Raw genomic sequence first — 13,980 nt, 5'->3', positions numbered from 1 at the left:
TAACCTAACACGGATAAGCGTGACATTATGAGTTCTCCATTAAAATAGCCTGGCGCTCGTCTTCGGTTAAAATACCCACCAACACCGTGCGACGGCGCAGTTTATTCATCCGCTCGCCGTTATCCAGCAGGGCAGTGCGAAATACCTCGGGCTGCTTAATACAATCTAAAATGCTGTACCAGTGGATATAGCCACTGTGGCGCAGTAAACCGGCCTGATAACGTTGCTCCAGCGTGTTAAGTACTTGCTGCAGCCGCTCAGGTTCGGCCAGCAGTTTGTCTGCCATTGCGCTGTGCAAGCGTAAGATTTGCGCGTCGGTTGCTGCGCTTTGTTTGGTTAAGGTGCGCCGGCGCATGGTTAGAGTGTGCAATTGCCGCTTGAGCAGTTACTGCGTTTGGCTGCCCAATATGCATAGGCTTTTTTCGCCAGCCAATAGCAGGGGGGCAGGCGCAATAACGCCACCAGCCAGCTGTGGCCGGCCAGTTGCCAGTAGTGCAAGGTTGCGTCGATACCAATCAAAAAATGATCCTCCCGCCATAAATGAATCTGCTGCATCATGGCGGTTTTAGTTACGCCTTCAAAGCCACTAAAGCCGTCTGCGCTGATATCGATAAGCTCTAAATGCGGCTTCAGTTTGGGTGCCAGCCAGTTAATTTCGCGCCGGCATAAAGCACAGCTGCCATCAAAAAACAGTTTTTGCATTTTTTGCCTCTTTTGCACAGCTAAATGCTTAATTCTGCTGTTGGCTAAATACTGTTGCTGCGGTTACGGCTGGCGCGCATTATGGATCAGTGTGTTTAATCGCTATTGCCGCTTGACCTTGCCATGATGGTAAGGTTCATACTGCTACCAGTGTGATGCAGCAGGAGACAGCAATGAATATTGGTCAGGCAGCCGCGGCAAGTGGCCTTAGCGCAAAAATGATCCGCCATTATGAGCAAAGCGGGCTTTTGCAGCCTATGCAGCGCAGCGATGCCGGTTACCGGCAATACCAGCCAAAAGATATTGAAATACTTAAGTTTATTCGCCGCGCCCGTGTATTGGGCTTTTCACTGGCCGATATTGCCGGCCTGTTGGCGCTGTGGCAAAACCCGCAGCGTTCTAACACTGTAGTCAAGCAGGTGGCACTACAACATTTAGCTGAAGTAGAGCTGAAACTGCAAGAGCTGCACGCGATGAAACAAACGCTGCAGCAGATGATAGCGCAATGTGCTGCTGATGGTGGCGCGCACTGTGCCATTTTACAGCACCTGGCTAAGCCGGCTAGTAGTTAAACCAGCAGTGGAGACAAATTAATGTCAAAAGCAATGTCGAAAATCAGGCTTAATATCAGTGATATGCACTGCGGCTCTTGTGTGGGCAAGGTGGAAAAAGCCTTACTGGCGGTGCCTGGCGTACACTCAGCCAGTGTAAACCTGGCCACTGAGCAGGCGCAGGTAGAGGGCAGCGCCGCAGCGGCGGCTTTAGTGGCAGCGTTACAGGGCGCCGGTTATAAAGCCACAGTGCTGGTAGCCGAGGCAGATAAACAGGCTGCACAGCAGGATAAAACGGCACAAAAGCAGGCAGAGCAGGCGGTGTTGCTGCGCGATCTGTGGTTAGCTGCTGCGTTAACCTTACCGGTATTTGTATTGGAAATGGGCGCTCACCTTATTCCGGCGTTCCACCATTGGTTAATGGCCACTTTAGGCCAAAGCCTGAACTGGCAACTTCAGGCTGTGCTGACTACCTTAGTTTTACTGGGGCCGGGGCGGCGCTTTATGCAAACCGGTATTCCGCTGCTGCTAAAAGGCCAACCGGAAATGAATTCCTTAGTGGCGCTGGGCACCTTATCGGCCTGGGGCTTTTCGCTGGTGGCGACCTTTATGCCGCAGCTGCTGCCGGATGGCACGGCGCAGGTGTATTTTGAGGCCGCTGCAGTAATAGTGACGCTGATTTTGCTGGGGCGTTATCTGGAAGCGCGCGCCAAAGGCCAAACCGGTGCGGCGATACAGCAACTGCTTAGTTTGCAGCCTGCTACCGCAACGCTGTTAATAGACGGTAACCAGCATAAGGTCGCTCTGGCGCAAATTAAACCCGGCGACCTGTTATTAGTGCGCGCCGGTGAACGTATTGCGCTGGATGCCACTGTAGAGCAGGGCGAGTCTTATATCGATGAGTCGATGCTAAGCGGCGAGCCGCTGGCCAAAGCCAAACAGCGCGGTGATGCGGTGTATGCCGGTACGGTAAATAAGCAGGGCGTGCTGCAGGTGCGCGTAAGCAAAGCCGCCGGCGATACCGTACTGGCACAAATTATTGCCCTGGTGCAACAAGCGCAAAGCGACAAATTACCCATTCAGTCGTTAGTAGATAAAGTAACGGCGATTTTTGTACCGCTGGTTATGCTGCTGGCGGCTGCTACCTTTGTCGTCTGGTGGCTGTGGGGGCCGGATCCGGCCCTTAGCCTGGCGCTGGTTAATGCCGTAGCGGTGCTGATTATTGCCTGCCCCTGCGCCATGGGCCTGGCCACGCCGACCTCTATTATGGTTGGCACCGGTCGCGCAGCGCAGCTGGGTATTTTGTTTCGCCAGGGCAGTGCACTGCAAACGCTACGCGATTGTAAGGTGATAGCACTGGATAAAACCGGCACCTTAACCTTGGGTAAACCGCAACTGACCGACACCTTAATACTGCAAGCAGGCCTGAATGAGCAGGATATTCTGGCGCTGGCAGCGGCGCTGGAGCAACAATCTGAGCATCCGCTGGCCGAAGCCTTAGTGACTGCCGCGGCGCAGCAGCAACTGACATTGCAGCCGGTAAGCAATTTTACTGTGCACAGCGGCATGGGGGTAAGCGGCACGGTTAACGGCCAACAGGTTGCCATTGGTGCCGACCGTTTTATGCATCAGCTACAATTGGATGTAACTACGCAGGCGGTTCCGGCCGATACGCTGGCCAAAAGCGGTAAAACGGTGTTGTATCTGGCGCTGGATAATAAGCTCGTGGCAATGCTGGCGGTGGCCGATACGCTAAAACCTGGCTCCGCAGAGGCGATAACGGCGATGCACCAATTGGGCTTAAAAGTAGCGATGATCAGCGGTGATAACCGCCATACCGCTGAGGCGATTGCCAACCAGTTGCAGATTGATACCGTGGTGGCCGAAGTGTTGCCGCAGGGCAAGGTTGATGCCGTAAAACAGCTACGTGCTGAGTTCGGTGCTGTGGCTTTTGTCGGTGATGGTATTAATGATGCACCGGCGCTGGCAGAGGCCGATATTGGCCTGGCGGTGGGTAACGGCACCGATATCGCAATAGAAGCGGCCGATGTGGTGTTAATGCGTGCCGATATTATGGGTGTAGTTAATGCCATAGCGCTTAGCAAAGCCACCTTGCGTAATATCCGCCAGAATTTATTTTGGGCTTTTGGCTACAACGTGCTGCTGTTGCCGGTAGCTGCCGGGGCACTGTACCCGGCCTTTGGCTTGTTGTTATCGCCGATGCTGGCCGCCGGTGCGATGGCGTTATCCAGTGTGTTTGTGGTAACCAACGCGCTGCGGCTGCGCCGCTTAGCGCTTTAACCAGCCAGCCCGCGTTAACCGGGCGGGCTAAAACTGCCGGCTTTAACCGGTTAGCGCCGTGATCCAGCTTAAATACAGCGGCAGGCCAATAAGCACATTAAGCGGGAACGTCAGCCCCAGCGCGGCCAGTAGTGCCAGGCCAATATCCGCCTGCGGTATGGCAGCGCGGATAGCCGCCGGCGCTGCTATATAAGATGCGCTGGCCATCAGAGCAGCTAATACCAGAATACTGCCACTGCTTAACCCCAGCAGCAGGCCCAGGCCAATACCCAGCCAGGCCAGTACAAAGGGGGCCAGCAGGGCAAACAGCATCAGCCGCCATTGTTTAACCGGCAGTGGCGAGCACACTTTGGCAGTGCACAGGCCCATTTCCAGTAAAAACAGCGCTAACAAAGTACTGAAGCCGCCCATTAACACCGGCGTAATAGCGGATAGCCCTTCAGGGCCATACAACCAGCCAATCAGCAAACCACCGCCCAGCAGTAACACACCGCGGCTGGTTAAGGCTTCATGCAGTATCGCCAACGAGCCGGCCTTGCTGCCGTTTACATAGCGATACAGCCATAGCATGGTGACAATAGCAGGTAGCTCCAGTAGGACCAGATACAGCGTAGTTTGCGGCTGCATCGGCAAGTTATGCTGCATTGCCAGTGCCATCACCACAGCAAAGGTACCGGCGCTAACCGAGCCGTAATGCGCCGCCACACTGGCGGCATTGGCGCTGCTAAGCCGCACCAGTTTGCGTAGCAGCGGGTATAGTAACAATGGCAGTGCCACGCCAGTGGCGGCAATCAGGCCAAGCTCGGGCAATATCGGCATCAGCGGTACACCGTGTAGTGCCATACCGCCTTTTAAGCCCAGGGTTAGCATCAGTAAAATCGACAGGGTTTCGTATATCGGCAGCGGCACTTTCAAATCTGACTTTACCAGCCCGGCCAACAAGCCCAGGGCAAAAAACGCGATTACAACATCAGGCATAACACTCTCCGCTAAATGGAAACCAGCGCAGTGTGCCGAAAAACAATCTTATTGCCTAATTAATAATATAAGTGTTTTATATAGATAATTATCTATGGCTGTGTTTGTGGATGTAATTGAAAGAGGGCGCAATGGACGTACGGCAATTAAGTTTTCGCTTGCTGCAGGTGTATATCAGGGTAGTGCAGCTGGGCAGCATTTCCGCCGCAGCGCGGGCACTGCATTTAACCCAGCCGACGGTATCGCTACAGTTGAAAAAGCTATCTGAGGTGTTAAACGAGCCCTTGCTGCACAGCCATGCCGGCTCGTTGCAACCTACGGCAGCCGGGCAGGCGTTGTATCAGGCGGCCTGCGATGTGCTAAGCCGGTTTGATGATTTAGCCGGTGAGATCAGTGAGCTGCACGCCGGGCGGCGCGGCAGCTTAAGCATAGCGGTGGTGAATACTGCGCAGTATTTAATGCCGCGCATTTTGGCACCGTTTTACCGGCGTTTTCCACAGATTGAGGTGACCCTGCATATTGGCAATCGCGCGCATATTTTAAGCCGTTTTGAACAGCAACAAGACGATATTTACCTGTTTAGCCACCCGCCCGGTGGTGAGCATGTACTGGCCACGCCGATAGTGAAAAACCCGCTGCAGCTTATTGCACCTTCAGAGCATTGGGCGGTGGGGCAGCGGCAGCTTGATTTTACCCGGTTAAAGCAGGAGCGGTTTTTATTGCGCGAGCCCGGCAGTGCCACAAGGATGATGTTTGAAGCCTGGCTTAGCAGCCAGGGTATACAGCTTAGCCACAGTATGCAGATTGAAAGCAACGAAGCTATTCGTTTAAGCGTAGCGGCAGGGCTGGGCTTGTCGGTCATTTCCGGCCATACCCTGCTGGAAGGGCGGGAAAAACTGGCGGTGCTGGATGTGGCCGGTTTTCCGCTTAACAGCCATTGGTATCTGGTACGTAACGCTGATAAGCGCTTATCTTATGCGGCGCAGTCGTTAACACAGTTTATTGCAGCGCATTTGCCGGAGTGTATTGAACCGGACTGGTTGTTAGATAAGCTTAAGGTGTAAAACCGGTGCTGCAGCTAACTAAGCACAGCACCGGCGTAGCGGACTATTGGTTTGCTACTTCAGTATCTCATCTACCGTACCCTGCGCCAGCGGATGATAACCAGGGCGGGCTTTTTCGTATACGGCACGGGCAAAAGCCAGGCCTTCCGGGGTGGTGGCTAACTGGCGGTACAGCGGAATAATCAGCTTACGCCGGCCAATACCCACCAGATACTGCTCCAGCGCGGCGGCAATGTCCTGATAACCGGTTTTAAGTGCCAGTAAATACCAGGCGTGAGCAATTTCGCTGTTGGTCGATTGCGTCAGGTTAAAGGTGCTGTCCAGCTCTGCCAGTTGCTCCGGCGCAATAGTCAGCGGCAGATTATTAATAAAATACAGCCATTCGTGTACTGTCCAGTTATCGGTGGGCAGGCTGGTTAGTTCACTGGTGCCGGCCAGCCAGCTGTCAGCCTGTTGCTGCACCTGATTAAACGCATCCGACTGCGGATCGGGCGTGCCCGCTGGCAAGCCAGGCTGGTAAATCCAGCTTTTGGCTTCATCCAGCGACACTATGCCGGGGTATTTTTGCAGTAAGTGGGTGTTTAAGTACTTTACAAAGCGTGCGGTATCCAGGCTTTGAAAAGCATGGTCGTCAAAGTACTGCCGCACGAACGGGTCAAACTTATCGCGGCCGAATTTTTGCTCCAGATACATTAAAAACAGCTGGCCCTTGGTGTAAGGCACGCCGCTAAAGGCGTCGTCCGGATCACGGCCGTTAAGGTCGATATACAAAATGCTGTCGTTAGCGGGTAGCTCTGCCAACTCTTCTTTTAAACCCTGCACCGATAAGGCTTGCTCCATAATGGCGCGATCTGTGCCGAATACCTGCTCCATAATGCGGTTTTCGACATAGGAGGTAAAACCTTCATTGAGCCATAAATCGCGCCAGGTCGCGTTAGTGACCAGATTACCCGACCAGGAATGCGCCAGCTCGTGGGCAATTAAATTCACCAGGCTGCCATCACCGGCCACCACTGTGGGGGTAATAAAGCTCAGTACCGGGTTTTCCATACCGCCAAACGGGAAGCTGGGCGGTAAGATCAGTAAGTCGTAACGGCCCCAGCGGTAGTCACCGTACAGCTGTTCAGTGGCATCGATCATCGCCTGGGTGCTGGCAAACTCTTGCGCCGAGGCGTTAAGAATATAAGGCTCGGCATAAACGCCGGTTTGCTCACTCATGGCTTTAAATTGTAAATCACCGGCGGCTATGGCAATTAAGTAGGCCGGAATAGCCTGTGGCATAACAAACTGGTAATCGCCGTCGCGAATCATGCCCGGTTCATTATTGGCACTCATAATAGCCAGCACATCGTCACGGGTTTGAATACGGGCGCTGTACGTCATGCGCACGGCCGGGGTGTCCTGAATTGGGATCCAGCTACGGGCATGAATGGCCTGGTTCTGGCTGAACATAAAGGGTGTGGTTTTACCGGCGGTTTGCTCCGGCGTTAACCACTGCAGGCCAGAGGCTTTGTCGGTAGAGCTGTAGTAAATACGCAGTGTTTGCGCCTGAAAGGAGGGGCTTACCGTAAGTTTGCTGCCCAGCACTGCATCGTGCTGCCCCAGGCTAAAAGGCACTTTTTGCCAGTTGCCGTCGGCCCTTTTGGCGTAAATGCGCTCTATAACCAGATCGCGGGTGTCCAGATATACTGTATTGCTTCTGCTGTTTAGCCAGTTAAGTTGTAAATCGGCAAAGCCGGTTAAGGCTTTTTGCTCAAAATTAACGGCTAAATCCAGGTGCAGGTGCTTTACCGTTACGGCATCAATGTTGGCGTAGGTATAGGCATCGGTAGCGGCCAGAGTATCGGTAGCGACAAAAGCATAGCTACTGCAGAGCAGGGCCGTGCTAAGGGGAAGCAGGCGTACAGACATGGTGTTTCCTTAACATCGAAAGAGAGCAGAGTGTAAAGGCAAACTCAGGCCAAATACAACTCTACAAATAGTAACAACTTAAGCCGCGCCGTTTTGCTGTAATGCGCGTTAAACACTACAGGAGTTTGAGATGAAATTAGCCACTATTACTACCGCCCTGGCATTAACCCTTAGCGGCGCAGTGCAGGCCAGCCCGCTGCCGGATTTTCCGTTTATTAATGTTACCGGTGCGGCCAAACTGGAAGTTGCACCGGACAAAGCCCGTATTCAGTTTGTTATCCGCCAAACCGCAGATAAAGCTGATGCTGCAACTGAAGCGGTGTACAAGCAGGGCCGTGACCTAATGCAGTTTCTGGCTAAACAAGGCATTACCGAAGCCGATATTGATGCCGCCCAGATTAACAAAGAAGCGCTGTTTAAAGACTATAACAACAGAGCCATAACCGGTTATGAAGCCAGCCAGCCCATTATGGTAACGCTGAACCAGCTGACCAATTATGTTGCTGTAATGGATTACCTGTTTAAACAGCCGCAAATTTTCTCTATCAGTGGCAGTTTTGACAGCAGCCAGCGTGAGCAATACGAGCAGCAATTAAGTGAAAAAGCCGGTGCTGACGCCCGTCGCCGGGCTAACAGTTTGGCTGCGGCACAAGGTGTTAAAATCAGTTCTGTATTTGCTATCAGCGAAGCTTCAGGCTGGGGCGCTATGGCCGGTGATTTTGGCTTTGGCGGCGGCTCGGTAAGCTATGGCGCAATGCGCAAAGCTGATATGGCAGAAAGTAGCAGCAGTAACTTAATAGTGCCAAAACATATTCAGTTGGAAAAATCAGTTAATGTAATTTACAAACTTAAGCCCTGATCCAGGCTGTTTGTCTCAATGTTGTCGTGTCAGGGCCGGCAATAGGCTAAGGTAAGCGCTTATCTTAGCTGTATTTAAGGAAACCTGATGACACTTCAGTTCGGCCCTATGCTGGTAGCTGCACTTAGCGCCAGCCTGCTAGTGGCGTCGTGTTCAAAACAGAATACGCCGCCACAGCCAGAGCAACCTCTGCTGCAAACCAGTTTTAACGCCAATTTTGCCGGTTATTTTCAGAAAATTGCCTCAGATGAAATGCAGGGCCGAGCCCCGGCAACTAAAGGTGAAGAGCTTACCGTACAATATCTGGAGCAGCAGTATGCCCGTATTGGCTTAACGCCATACAGCGGCGACAGTTACCGCCAGAGTGTGCCGGTGGTGCAGATAGACCCTGTTAAGGTATCGGCATTAACGCTAACCGATAACAGCGGCGCCAATACTACACTGACTTATAAAACCGATATGATGGCCTGGTCTACCCGGATGCTGGGGCAAATAGATGTTGCCGACAGCGACGTAGTATTTGTTGGTTATGGCATAGTCGCACCGGAATATAACTGGAATGATTACGCCGGTTTAGATGTAAAAGGCAAAACCGTGGTAATGCTGGTTAATGATCCGGGCTACGCCACGCAAGACCCACAGCTGTTTACCGGCAATGCCATGACGTACTACGGCCGCTGGACTTACAAATACGAAGAAGCAGCCCGCCAGGGCGCGGCTATGGCGCTGATAGTGCATGAAACCGACGCCGCCAGCTATGGCTGGAATGTGGTAGCGGGCACCTCGCCAATTCGGTTTGAGCTGGCTAACGACAACAAAAACCTGCACAAAACTGAAGTAGAAGGCTGGTTGTCGCTGGACGCTGCCGAAAAACTGTTCGCTGCGAATGGCACTTCACTGGAACAACTGCGCCAGCAGGCGCTGAGCAAAGATTTTAAACCGGTAGCGCTGAATGCCAAAGCGGCTGTCAGCATTAGCAATAATTTGCGCGAGCTTAGCTCCAGCAATGTTATTGGTTATATTGAAGGCAGTGAAAAGCCCGATGAAGCCATTATTTATATGGCGCACTGGGATCATTTCGGCCTAGATTTCAGCCGTCCGGACGATAAAGTGTTTAACGGTGCCCAGGACAATGCCGGTGGCGTCGCTGCTTTGCTGGCGCTGGCTGAGCAGTTTAAAGCCGGCCCTGCACCGAAACGTTCGGTGGCGTTTTTAGCGGTAACTGTAGAAGAGCGCGGCTTGCTGGGTTCAGCCTGGTATGCGAGCAACCCGTTATTTGCTTTAGATAAAACCGTGGCCGGTATTAATATGGACGTGATTAACGTGTACGGCCCAATGCGCGATGTCATGGTATTTGGCTATGGCAGCTCTGAGCTGGAACCGATACTGGAAAAATACGCTCAGGCGCAAAACCGCTATATAGCACCCGAACCCACACCGCAGGATGGTTTTTACTATCGCTCAGATCACTTTAACCTGGCAAAAAAAGGCGTACCTATGTTGTATGCCCGTGGTGGCGTTGACAGCTTTATCCACGGTAAAGACTGGGGCCTGGAGCAGCGGCGCATTTATGTGCGCGACTACTACCACAAAGTAAATGACGAGTTTGACCCCAACTGGGATTTACGCGGCGCCCAGCAGGATTTACATCTGTATTATCAGGTAGGGCACGCGTTAGCCAACAGCGACAGCTGGCCAAACTGGTATCAGGGTAAAGAGTTCCGCGCCGTGCGGGATGCCTCATTGTCGGCGCAATGAGGTATTAGCGCCAGAGCGCCAGATTGTGGCCTTGCTGCAGCATGCGGCTAAGCAAGGCCAAGCTGCGCTGCTGTGCCGCTGAGTGGTCATTTAACCAGTAAATAAATACCGCCACAAACAGGCTGCTTAATGCCAGCTCCTGGCCAACTCTTGCTGCGCCGCTGGCGGTTAAACCGGCCGCTTCACGCAGCCATTGCACAGTGCGGCTAATGCGTAAAATACCCGCCGCCTGTAAATGAATATGGCCGGGTTCCAGTTTATACAGCAGCATTTGGCCGGTAAGTTTATGGTAGGGCGAAAGCGCCGCCAGCCAATGCTGTATGGCCTGTTGCAACCGGGCTTTAGCGGGTAACGCTTTACTTATCTGTGCACTTAGCAGCGCCAGATCGGCGCGGTCAAACCAGGCCTCAACCAAATCATCTTTTTGCCGGTAATGGCAATAAATATCAGCCAGGCTGATCTGCAGCGCAGTGGCAATCTGTTGCAGGGTTAACTGCTCCCAGCCGGTTTTCGCTGCCAGTTGCAGTGCGGTATCAAGGATTTGTTGACGCATAAGCTTTACCTTTATCTGCTGCAGGTTTTAAGTATAGGTTTCTCAGCGCAAACAGCTGGTAAAGCGATATAAAAGCGCTATAGTTTTACTGTGTCTAAGCTAACAAGAACAATAAGTTATGCAAAAGTATATGACAGAAATACGCTGGGGGCTTATTTTTACTGCCGTTATGCTGCTGTGGATATGGATAGAGCAACTGACAGGTCTGCATGACCAGCATATTGCGCAGCACGCCACCTATACTAATTTATTCGCTATACCGGCAATACTGGTTTATGTGCTGGCGCTGCGGCAGAAAAAGCTGCGCGATTATAACGGTATTATGAGCTGGAAGCAGGGTATGCAGTCTGGGCTGTTAATCACACTGGTGGTAGTGCTGTTAAGTCCGGCAGCGCAGTGGCTTGCGCATATGGTTATTAGCCCGAACTATTTCCTCAATATGCAGGCCTATGTTGTAACCGAAGGCATGATGACGACGGAACAGGCTTTAAAGTACTTCAGTTTAACTAACTATATGCTGCAAAGTGTTATCGGTGCCGCCATTATGGGCGTGCTGACCTCGGTTATTGTCGCGTTTTTTCTGCGAAGTAAAGGTTAACCCTGATGCTGAGTATCGCTCAATTAATGAGTACTAAACCGGTTAGCGTATCGCCGGATGATACGCTGACGGTGGTAAAGCAAATTTTTGATAACGTTAAATTTCACCATGTGCTGGTGGTGGAAAAAGGCATTTTGCTGGGGGTGTTATCTGACCGTGATTTATTTAAAGCGTTAAGCCCGCATATTGGCACCGCTGCAGAAACACCGCGCGATCTGGCTACTTTAAATAAAAAAGTGCATCAGGTTATGCTGCGCAAGCCGGTTACCTTGCAGCCACAGGCGAAAATAATGGATGCTATTCATCTGTTTAACACCGAAGGTGTATCTTGTATTCCGGTGGTAGACAGCCAAAACCGGCCACAGGGTATTTTAAGCTGGCGCGATATTATTCGCACACTGGACAGAACCGATAAGCGTACTGCGCCCACCTGACAAAGTATCTGCACGAAGCGGTTAAGTGACGTTTTCTACAATGCCTTTACTGCTTTATCACCGCCCGGCAGTGAATAGCGCATAATGCGCAGAAATACCGTGCTGTACTGGTGCACAAAGCTGCCGGTGTTGTATGGAATAGCATATTTTGCCGCTATTGCCTGCACCTGTTTTGCCATAGCAGGGTAGTGCCGTGCCGGAATATCAGGGAAAAGGTGGTGCTCTATCTGGCAGCTTAAATGGCCGGTTAAAATATGCAGCCAGGTGGGGCCGGTAAAGTTAGATGAACCCAGCATCTGGCGGTAATACCACTGGCCGCGGCTTTCGCCTTCGCACTGTGCCGCGCTAAACACATACACGTCTTTGGTAAAGTGGCCGCAAAAAATTACCGTTGATGTCCATAAGTTGCGGATTAAATTGGCCAGCAGATTACCGCACAATACCCACAGCCACATTGGCCCGGCAATTAGCGGGAAAAACACATAGTCTTTAATCAGCTGGCGTGCACCCTTGCTAAAAAAGGCTTTTTTCAGCTCGCTATCGCTAACCTGGGAATGGCGCTCAAGCTTCTTTTTACCAAAAAATACCCGCTGCGCGGCTAATTCATGGTAAGACACACCCCACTGAAACAGCATACTAAGCAGCAGGTAAGTGCCGCCTTGCCATAAGTTACGCAGCCGCCAGCGAAAATCGTTACTTAAACGCAGCAGGCCGTAACCAAAGTCGCGGTCTTTGCCAATAATATTGGTGTAAGTATGGTGCTCAAAGTTATGTGTGCGCTGCCAGGAGCCGGCGTCACAAGCAATATCCCACTCATAACGTTTGGAATGCAACACCGGATCGTTCATCCAGTCATATTGACCATGCAGCACATTGTGGCCAATTTCCATATTGTCGAGAATTTTCGCCAGTGCCAGCAGCAGCACGCCCAGCAGCCATAGCCAGGGCGTAATAAAGCCCAGCACCAGTAAAATACGCCCGCTTAGTGCGCTTAAACGCTGCGTTAGTAATACGCGGCGGATATAGCGCGCATCGGCATCACCAAGCCCGGCTTGTACCTGTTGTTTTACGCTGTCCAGCTCTTGCTCAAGCGCGGTAAATTGTTCGGTGGTTAATTTCATCACAAGTCCTGTTACAGCTTAATCACAAGTTCGGTTAGTGGTTGGCTTACACACAGCTGAATTTGTTCGGCGCCATGGCCGCTTAGGGCGCCGCTGCGTAAATCGCGTACCTGGCCGGATACTTTGTCGCACACGCACTGAAAACACACGCCCATACGACAGCCAAAGCGGGGCGCAAGGCCATGCTGCTCGGCGTTCTGCAATAAACTCTGCTGGGGGTTTAGCGTAACCTTTGTACTGATGCCGGCGCGGATAAAGCTGGCGCTTAACTGCATACCAGCCGCCGTGTGATCTGCTGGTGCTGTTATGGCTAAGCCAAACTGCTCTTGCCGGATCTGTGCTGCATTTACGCCATTGTGTATAAGCGCCATACGCATTTGCTGCATAAAGGCCGCCGGGCCGCACAGATAAAACTGTCTGGCGTCGCTGTTATTAATCAGCCGCTGTTGCAAGGTTTCAGCCGGCTCGGTGCGGCTGTCAGACAGCGCTAAGGTAAATAGTGGTTGGCGTGCTGCCAGCTGTTGCAGCTCGCTAAGCAAAGCCGCATTTTCTGCGCCACGACAGCGATAAAACAAGCTTACCGGCGTTAACCAGTGGCGCTGGCTTAACAGCATGGCAGCAACGGGCGTTATGCCAGAACCGGCGGCCACAAATACTGCCGCCGTGGCTGCTTGTTGCCAGTAAAAATCGCCCTGCGCTGTGCTGATATTAACCACTGCACCATTTTTCAGCTGGTTTAATAGCGGCGTAAATTCACCGGCGCGGTTAATTTTGCAGCACAGTTGTATTTGCTGCTGGCTTTGCCACAGGCTTAGCGGCGAGCAAATGCTAAAGGTGCGGCTGATGTAGCGGCCCTGATGCTGCAGCGTTAGCAGTAAGTGCTGCCCTGGCACAAAGCCAGGCCAACGGCCCGACACTTTAAAGCTAAGTTGCAGCATATCAGCCGTTTGCCATTGGCGGCACAGCAGGCGGGCACGGTAATGGCCGGGTAAAAAGCCCGGCACTAATTGTTGCATCAGCGGCAGCAAATACAGGGTTAGCGAACTCTGGTTACCCAGCATTAAACAAAAACTGCGCCAAAGGCGGGATAAAAATGGCTTCACAACAGGATCACGTATCAGTTAATTTCAGCGTACAGTTGTACACTAAA

General features: G+C 52.2%; 14 protein-coding genes. 7 read left to right on the top strand and 7 right to left on the bottom strand.

What is annotated here, in order from left to right:
* Nucleotides 1-25: 25 nt before the first annotated feature.
* Both BLW68_RS06105 and BLW68_RS06100 read right to left on the bottom strand, forming a co-directional pair.
* On the bottom strand, nt 26-355 hold the full coding sequence (locus BLW68_RS06105; RefSeq protein WP_092791338.1) for a hypothetical protein: 330 nt from the start codon (nt 353-355) through the stop codon (nt 26-28).
* A gap of 2 nt (nt 356-357) precedes the next feature.
* The gene (locus tag BLW68_RS06100; protein ID WP_092791336.1) at nt 358-702 is read right to left on the bottom strand and encodes a thiol-disulfide oxidoreductase DCC family protein; all 345 of its coding nucleotides are present in this window, start codon (nt 700-702) and stop codon (nt 358-360) included.
* Between the two features lie 173 nt (nt 703-875).
* Here BLW68_RS06100 and cueR point away from each other — a divergent pair, with 173 nt between their 5' ends.
* Together cueR and BLW68_RS06090 are read left to right on the top strand one after the other, a co-directional pair.
* The gene (gene cueR / locus BLW68_RS06095; protein WP_092791334.1) at nt 876-1,274 is read left to right on the top strand and encodes a Cu(I)-responsive transcriptional regulator; all 399 of its coding nucleotides are present in this window, start codon (nt 876-878) and stop codon (nt 1,272-1,274) included.
* A 21-nt stretch (nt 1,275-1,295) separates the two neighbouring features.
* A complete protein-coding gene (locus BLW68_RS06090; protein ID WP_092791332.1) occupies nt 1,296-3,554 on the top strand; it encodes a heavy metal translocating P-type ATPase in 2,259 nt (752 codons plus the stop codon).
* A 42-nt stretch (nt 3,555-3,596) separates the two neighbouring features.
* Here the strand turns inward: BLW68_RS06090 and BLW68_RS06085 are convergent, their stop codons facing one another.
* A complete protein-coding gene (locus BLW68_RS06085) occupies nt 3,597-4,532 on the bottom strand; it encodes a sodium-dependent bicarbonate transport family permease (protein WP_092791330.1) in 936 nt (311 codons plus the stop codon).
* A gap of 131 nt (nt 4,533-4,663) precedes the next feature.
* Here BLW68_RS06085 and BLW68_RS06080 point away from each other — a divergent pair, with 131 nt between their 5' ends.
* The gene (locus BLW68_RS06080; RefSeq protein ID WP_092791328.1) at nt 4,664-5,596 is read left to right on the top strand and encodes a LysR family transcriptional regulator; all 933 of its coding nucleotides are present in this window, start codon (nt 4,664-4,666) and stop codon (nt 5,594-5,596) included.
* 54 nt (nt 5,597-5,650) lie between these two features.
* Here BLW68_RS06080 and BLW68_RS06075 read toward each other — a convergent pair whose 3' ends face one another.
* Nucleotides 5,651-7,507, bottom strand: a complete 1,857-nt coding sequence (locus tag BLW68_RS06075; RefSeq protein ID WP_092791326.1) for a M1 family metallopeptidase — start codon at nt 7,505-7,507, stop codon at nt 5,651-5,653.
* A gap of 130 nt (nt 7,508-7,637) precedes the next feature.
* On the opposite strand from BLW68_RS06075, the gene BLW68_RS06070 reads away from it, so the two are divergent.
* Together BLW68_RS06070 and BLW68_RS06065 are read left to right on the top strand one after the other, a co-directional pair.
* The gene (locus BLW68_RS06070) at nt 7,638-8,366 is read left to right on the top strand and encodes an SIMPL domain-containing protein (RefSeq protein WP_092791324.1); all 729 of its coding nucleotides are present in this window, start codon (nt 7,638-7,640) and stop codon (nt 8,364-8,366) included.
* Nucleotides 8,367-8,453: 87 nt separating this feature from the next.
* A complete protein-coding gene (locus tag BLW68_RS06065; RefSeq protein ID WP_177172166.1) occupies nt 8,454-10,124 on the top strand; it encodes a M28 family metallopeptidase in 1,671 nt (556 codons plus the stop codon).
* Between the two features lie 4 nt (nt 10,125-10,128).
* Here the strand turns inward: BLW68_RS06065 and BLW68_RS06060 are convergent, their stop codons facing one another.
* Nucleotides 10,129-10,677, bottom strand: a complete 549-nt coding sequence (locus BLW68_RS06060; protein WP_092791319.1) for a TetR/AcrR family transcriptional regulator — start codon at nt 10,675-10,677, stop codon at nt 10,129-10,131.
* A 130-nt stretch (nt 10,678-10,807) separates the two neighbouring features.
* On the opposite strand from BLW68_RS06060, the gene BLW68_RS06055 reads away from it, so the two are divergent.
* Nucleotides 10,808-11,275 (top strand): DUF4199 domain-containing protein, encoded by a 468-nt coding sequence (locus BLW68_RS06055; protein WP_245728282.1) that lies wholly within the window; start codon nt 10,808-10,810, stop codon nt 11,273-11,275.
* Between the two features lie 5 nt (nt 11,276-11,280).
* Nucleotides 11,281-11,709 carry a CBS domain-containing protein gene (locus BLW68_RS06050; RefSeq protein ID WP_092791315.1) on the top strand — a complete coding sequence of 143 codons (429 nt, stop codon included), beginning with the start codon at nt 11,281-11,283 and terminating at the stop codon, nt 11,707-11,709.
* Nucleotides 11,710-11,744: 35 nt separating this feature from the next.
* Here BLW68_RS06050 and BLW68_RS06045 read toward each other — a convergent pair whose 3' ends face one another.
* Nucleotides 11,745-12,830, bottom strand: a complete 1,086-nt coding sequence (locus BLW68_RS06045) for a fatty acid desaturase family protein (RefSeq protein WP_092791313.1) — start codon at nt 12,828-12,830, stop codon at nt 11,745-11,747.
* Between the two features lie 11 nt (nt 12,831-12,841).
* Complete coding sequence (locus BLW68_RS06040; protein WP_143039925.1) at nt 12,842-13,933, bottom strand: flavin reductase family protein; 1,092 nt, start codon at nt 13,931-13,933, stop codon at nt 12,842-12,844.
* Between the last annotated feature and the right edge of the window lie 47 nt (nt 13,934-13,980).

This window comes from Rheinheimera pacifica (assembly GCF_900108485.1).
Classification (GTDB): domain Bacteria; phylum Pseudomonadota; class Gammaproteobacteria; order Enterobacterales; family Alteromonadaceae; genus Alishewanella; species Alishewanella pacifica.
The sequence above is the reverse complement of the archived record's forward strand: the minus strand, read 5'-3'. Positions and strand labels throughout refer to the sequence as shown.

What these genes read in the sequence shown, in the direction of transcription:
- BLW68_RS06105 (WP_092791338.1), bottom strand. Translation starts at nt 355, where the DNA reads ATGCGCCGGCGCACCTTAACCAAACAAAGCGCAGCAACCGACGCGCAA.
- BLW68_RS06100 (WP_092791336.1), bottom strand. Translation starts at nt 702, where the DNA reads ATGCAAAAACTGTTTTTTGATGGCAGCTGTGCTTTATGCCGGCGCGAA.
- cueR (WP_092791334.1), top strand. Translation starts at nt 876, where the DNA reads ATGAATATTGGTCAGGCAGCCGCGGCAAGTGGCCTTAGCGCAAAAATG.
- BLW68_RS06090 (WP_092791332.1), top strand. Translation starts at nt 1,296, where the DNA reads ATGTCAAAAGCAATGTCGAAAATCAGGCTTAATATCAGTGATATGCAC.
- BLW68_RS06085 (WP_092791330.1), bottom strand. Translation starts at nt 4,532, where the DNA reads ATGCCTGATGTTGTAATCGCGTTTTTTGCCCTGGGCTTGTTGGCCGGG.
- BLW68_RS06080 (WP_092791328.1), top strand. Translation starts at nt 4,664, where the DNA reads ATGGACGTACGGCAATTAAGTTTTCGCTTGCTGCAGGTGTATATCAGG.
- BLW68_RS06075 (WP_092791326.1), bottom strand. Translation starts at nt 7,507, where the DNA reads ATGTCTGTACGCCTGCTTCCCCTTAGCACGGCCCTGCTCTGCAGTAGC.
- BLW68_RS06070 (WP_092791324.1), top strand. Translation starts at nt 7,638, where the DNA reads ATGAAATTAGCCACTATTACTACCGCCCTGGCATTAACCCTTAGCGGC.
- BLW68_RS06065 (WP_177172166.1), top strand. Translation starts at nt 8,454, where the DNA reads ATGACACTTCAGTTCGGCCCTATGCTGGTAGCTGCACTTAGCGCCAGC.
- BLW68_RS06060 (WP_092791319.1), bottom strand. Translation starts at nt 10,677, where the DNA reads ATGCGTCAACAAATCCTTGATACCGCACTGCAACTGGCAGCGAAAACC.
- BLW68_RS06055 (WP_245728282.1), top strand. Translation starts at nt 10,808, where the DNA reads ATGACAGAAATACGCTGGGGGCTTATTTTTACTGCCGTTATGCTGCTG.
- BLW68_RS06050 (WP_092791315.1), top strand. Translation starts at nt 11,281, where the DNA reads ATGCTGAGTATCGCTCAATTAATGAGTACTAAACCGGTTAGCGTATCG.
- BLW68_RS06045 (WP_092791313.1), bottom strand. Translation starts at nt 12,830, where the DNA reads ATGAAATTAACCACCGAACAATTTACCGCGCTTGAGCAAGAGCTGGAC.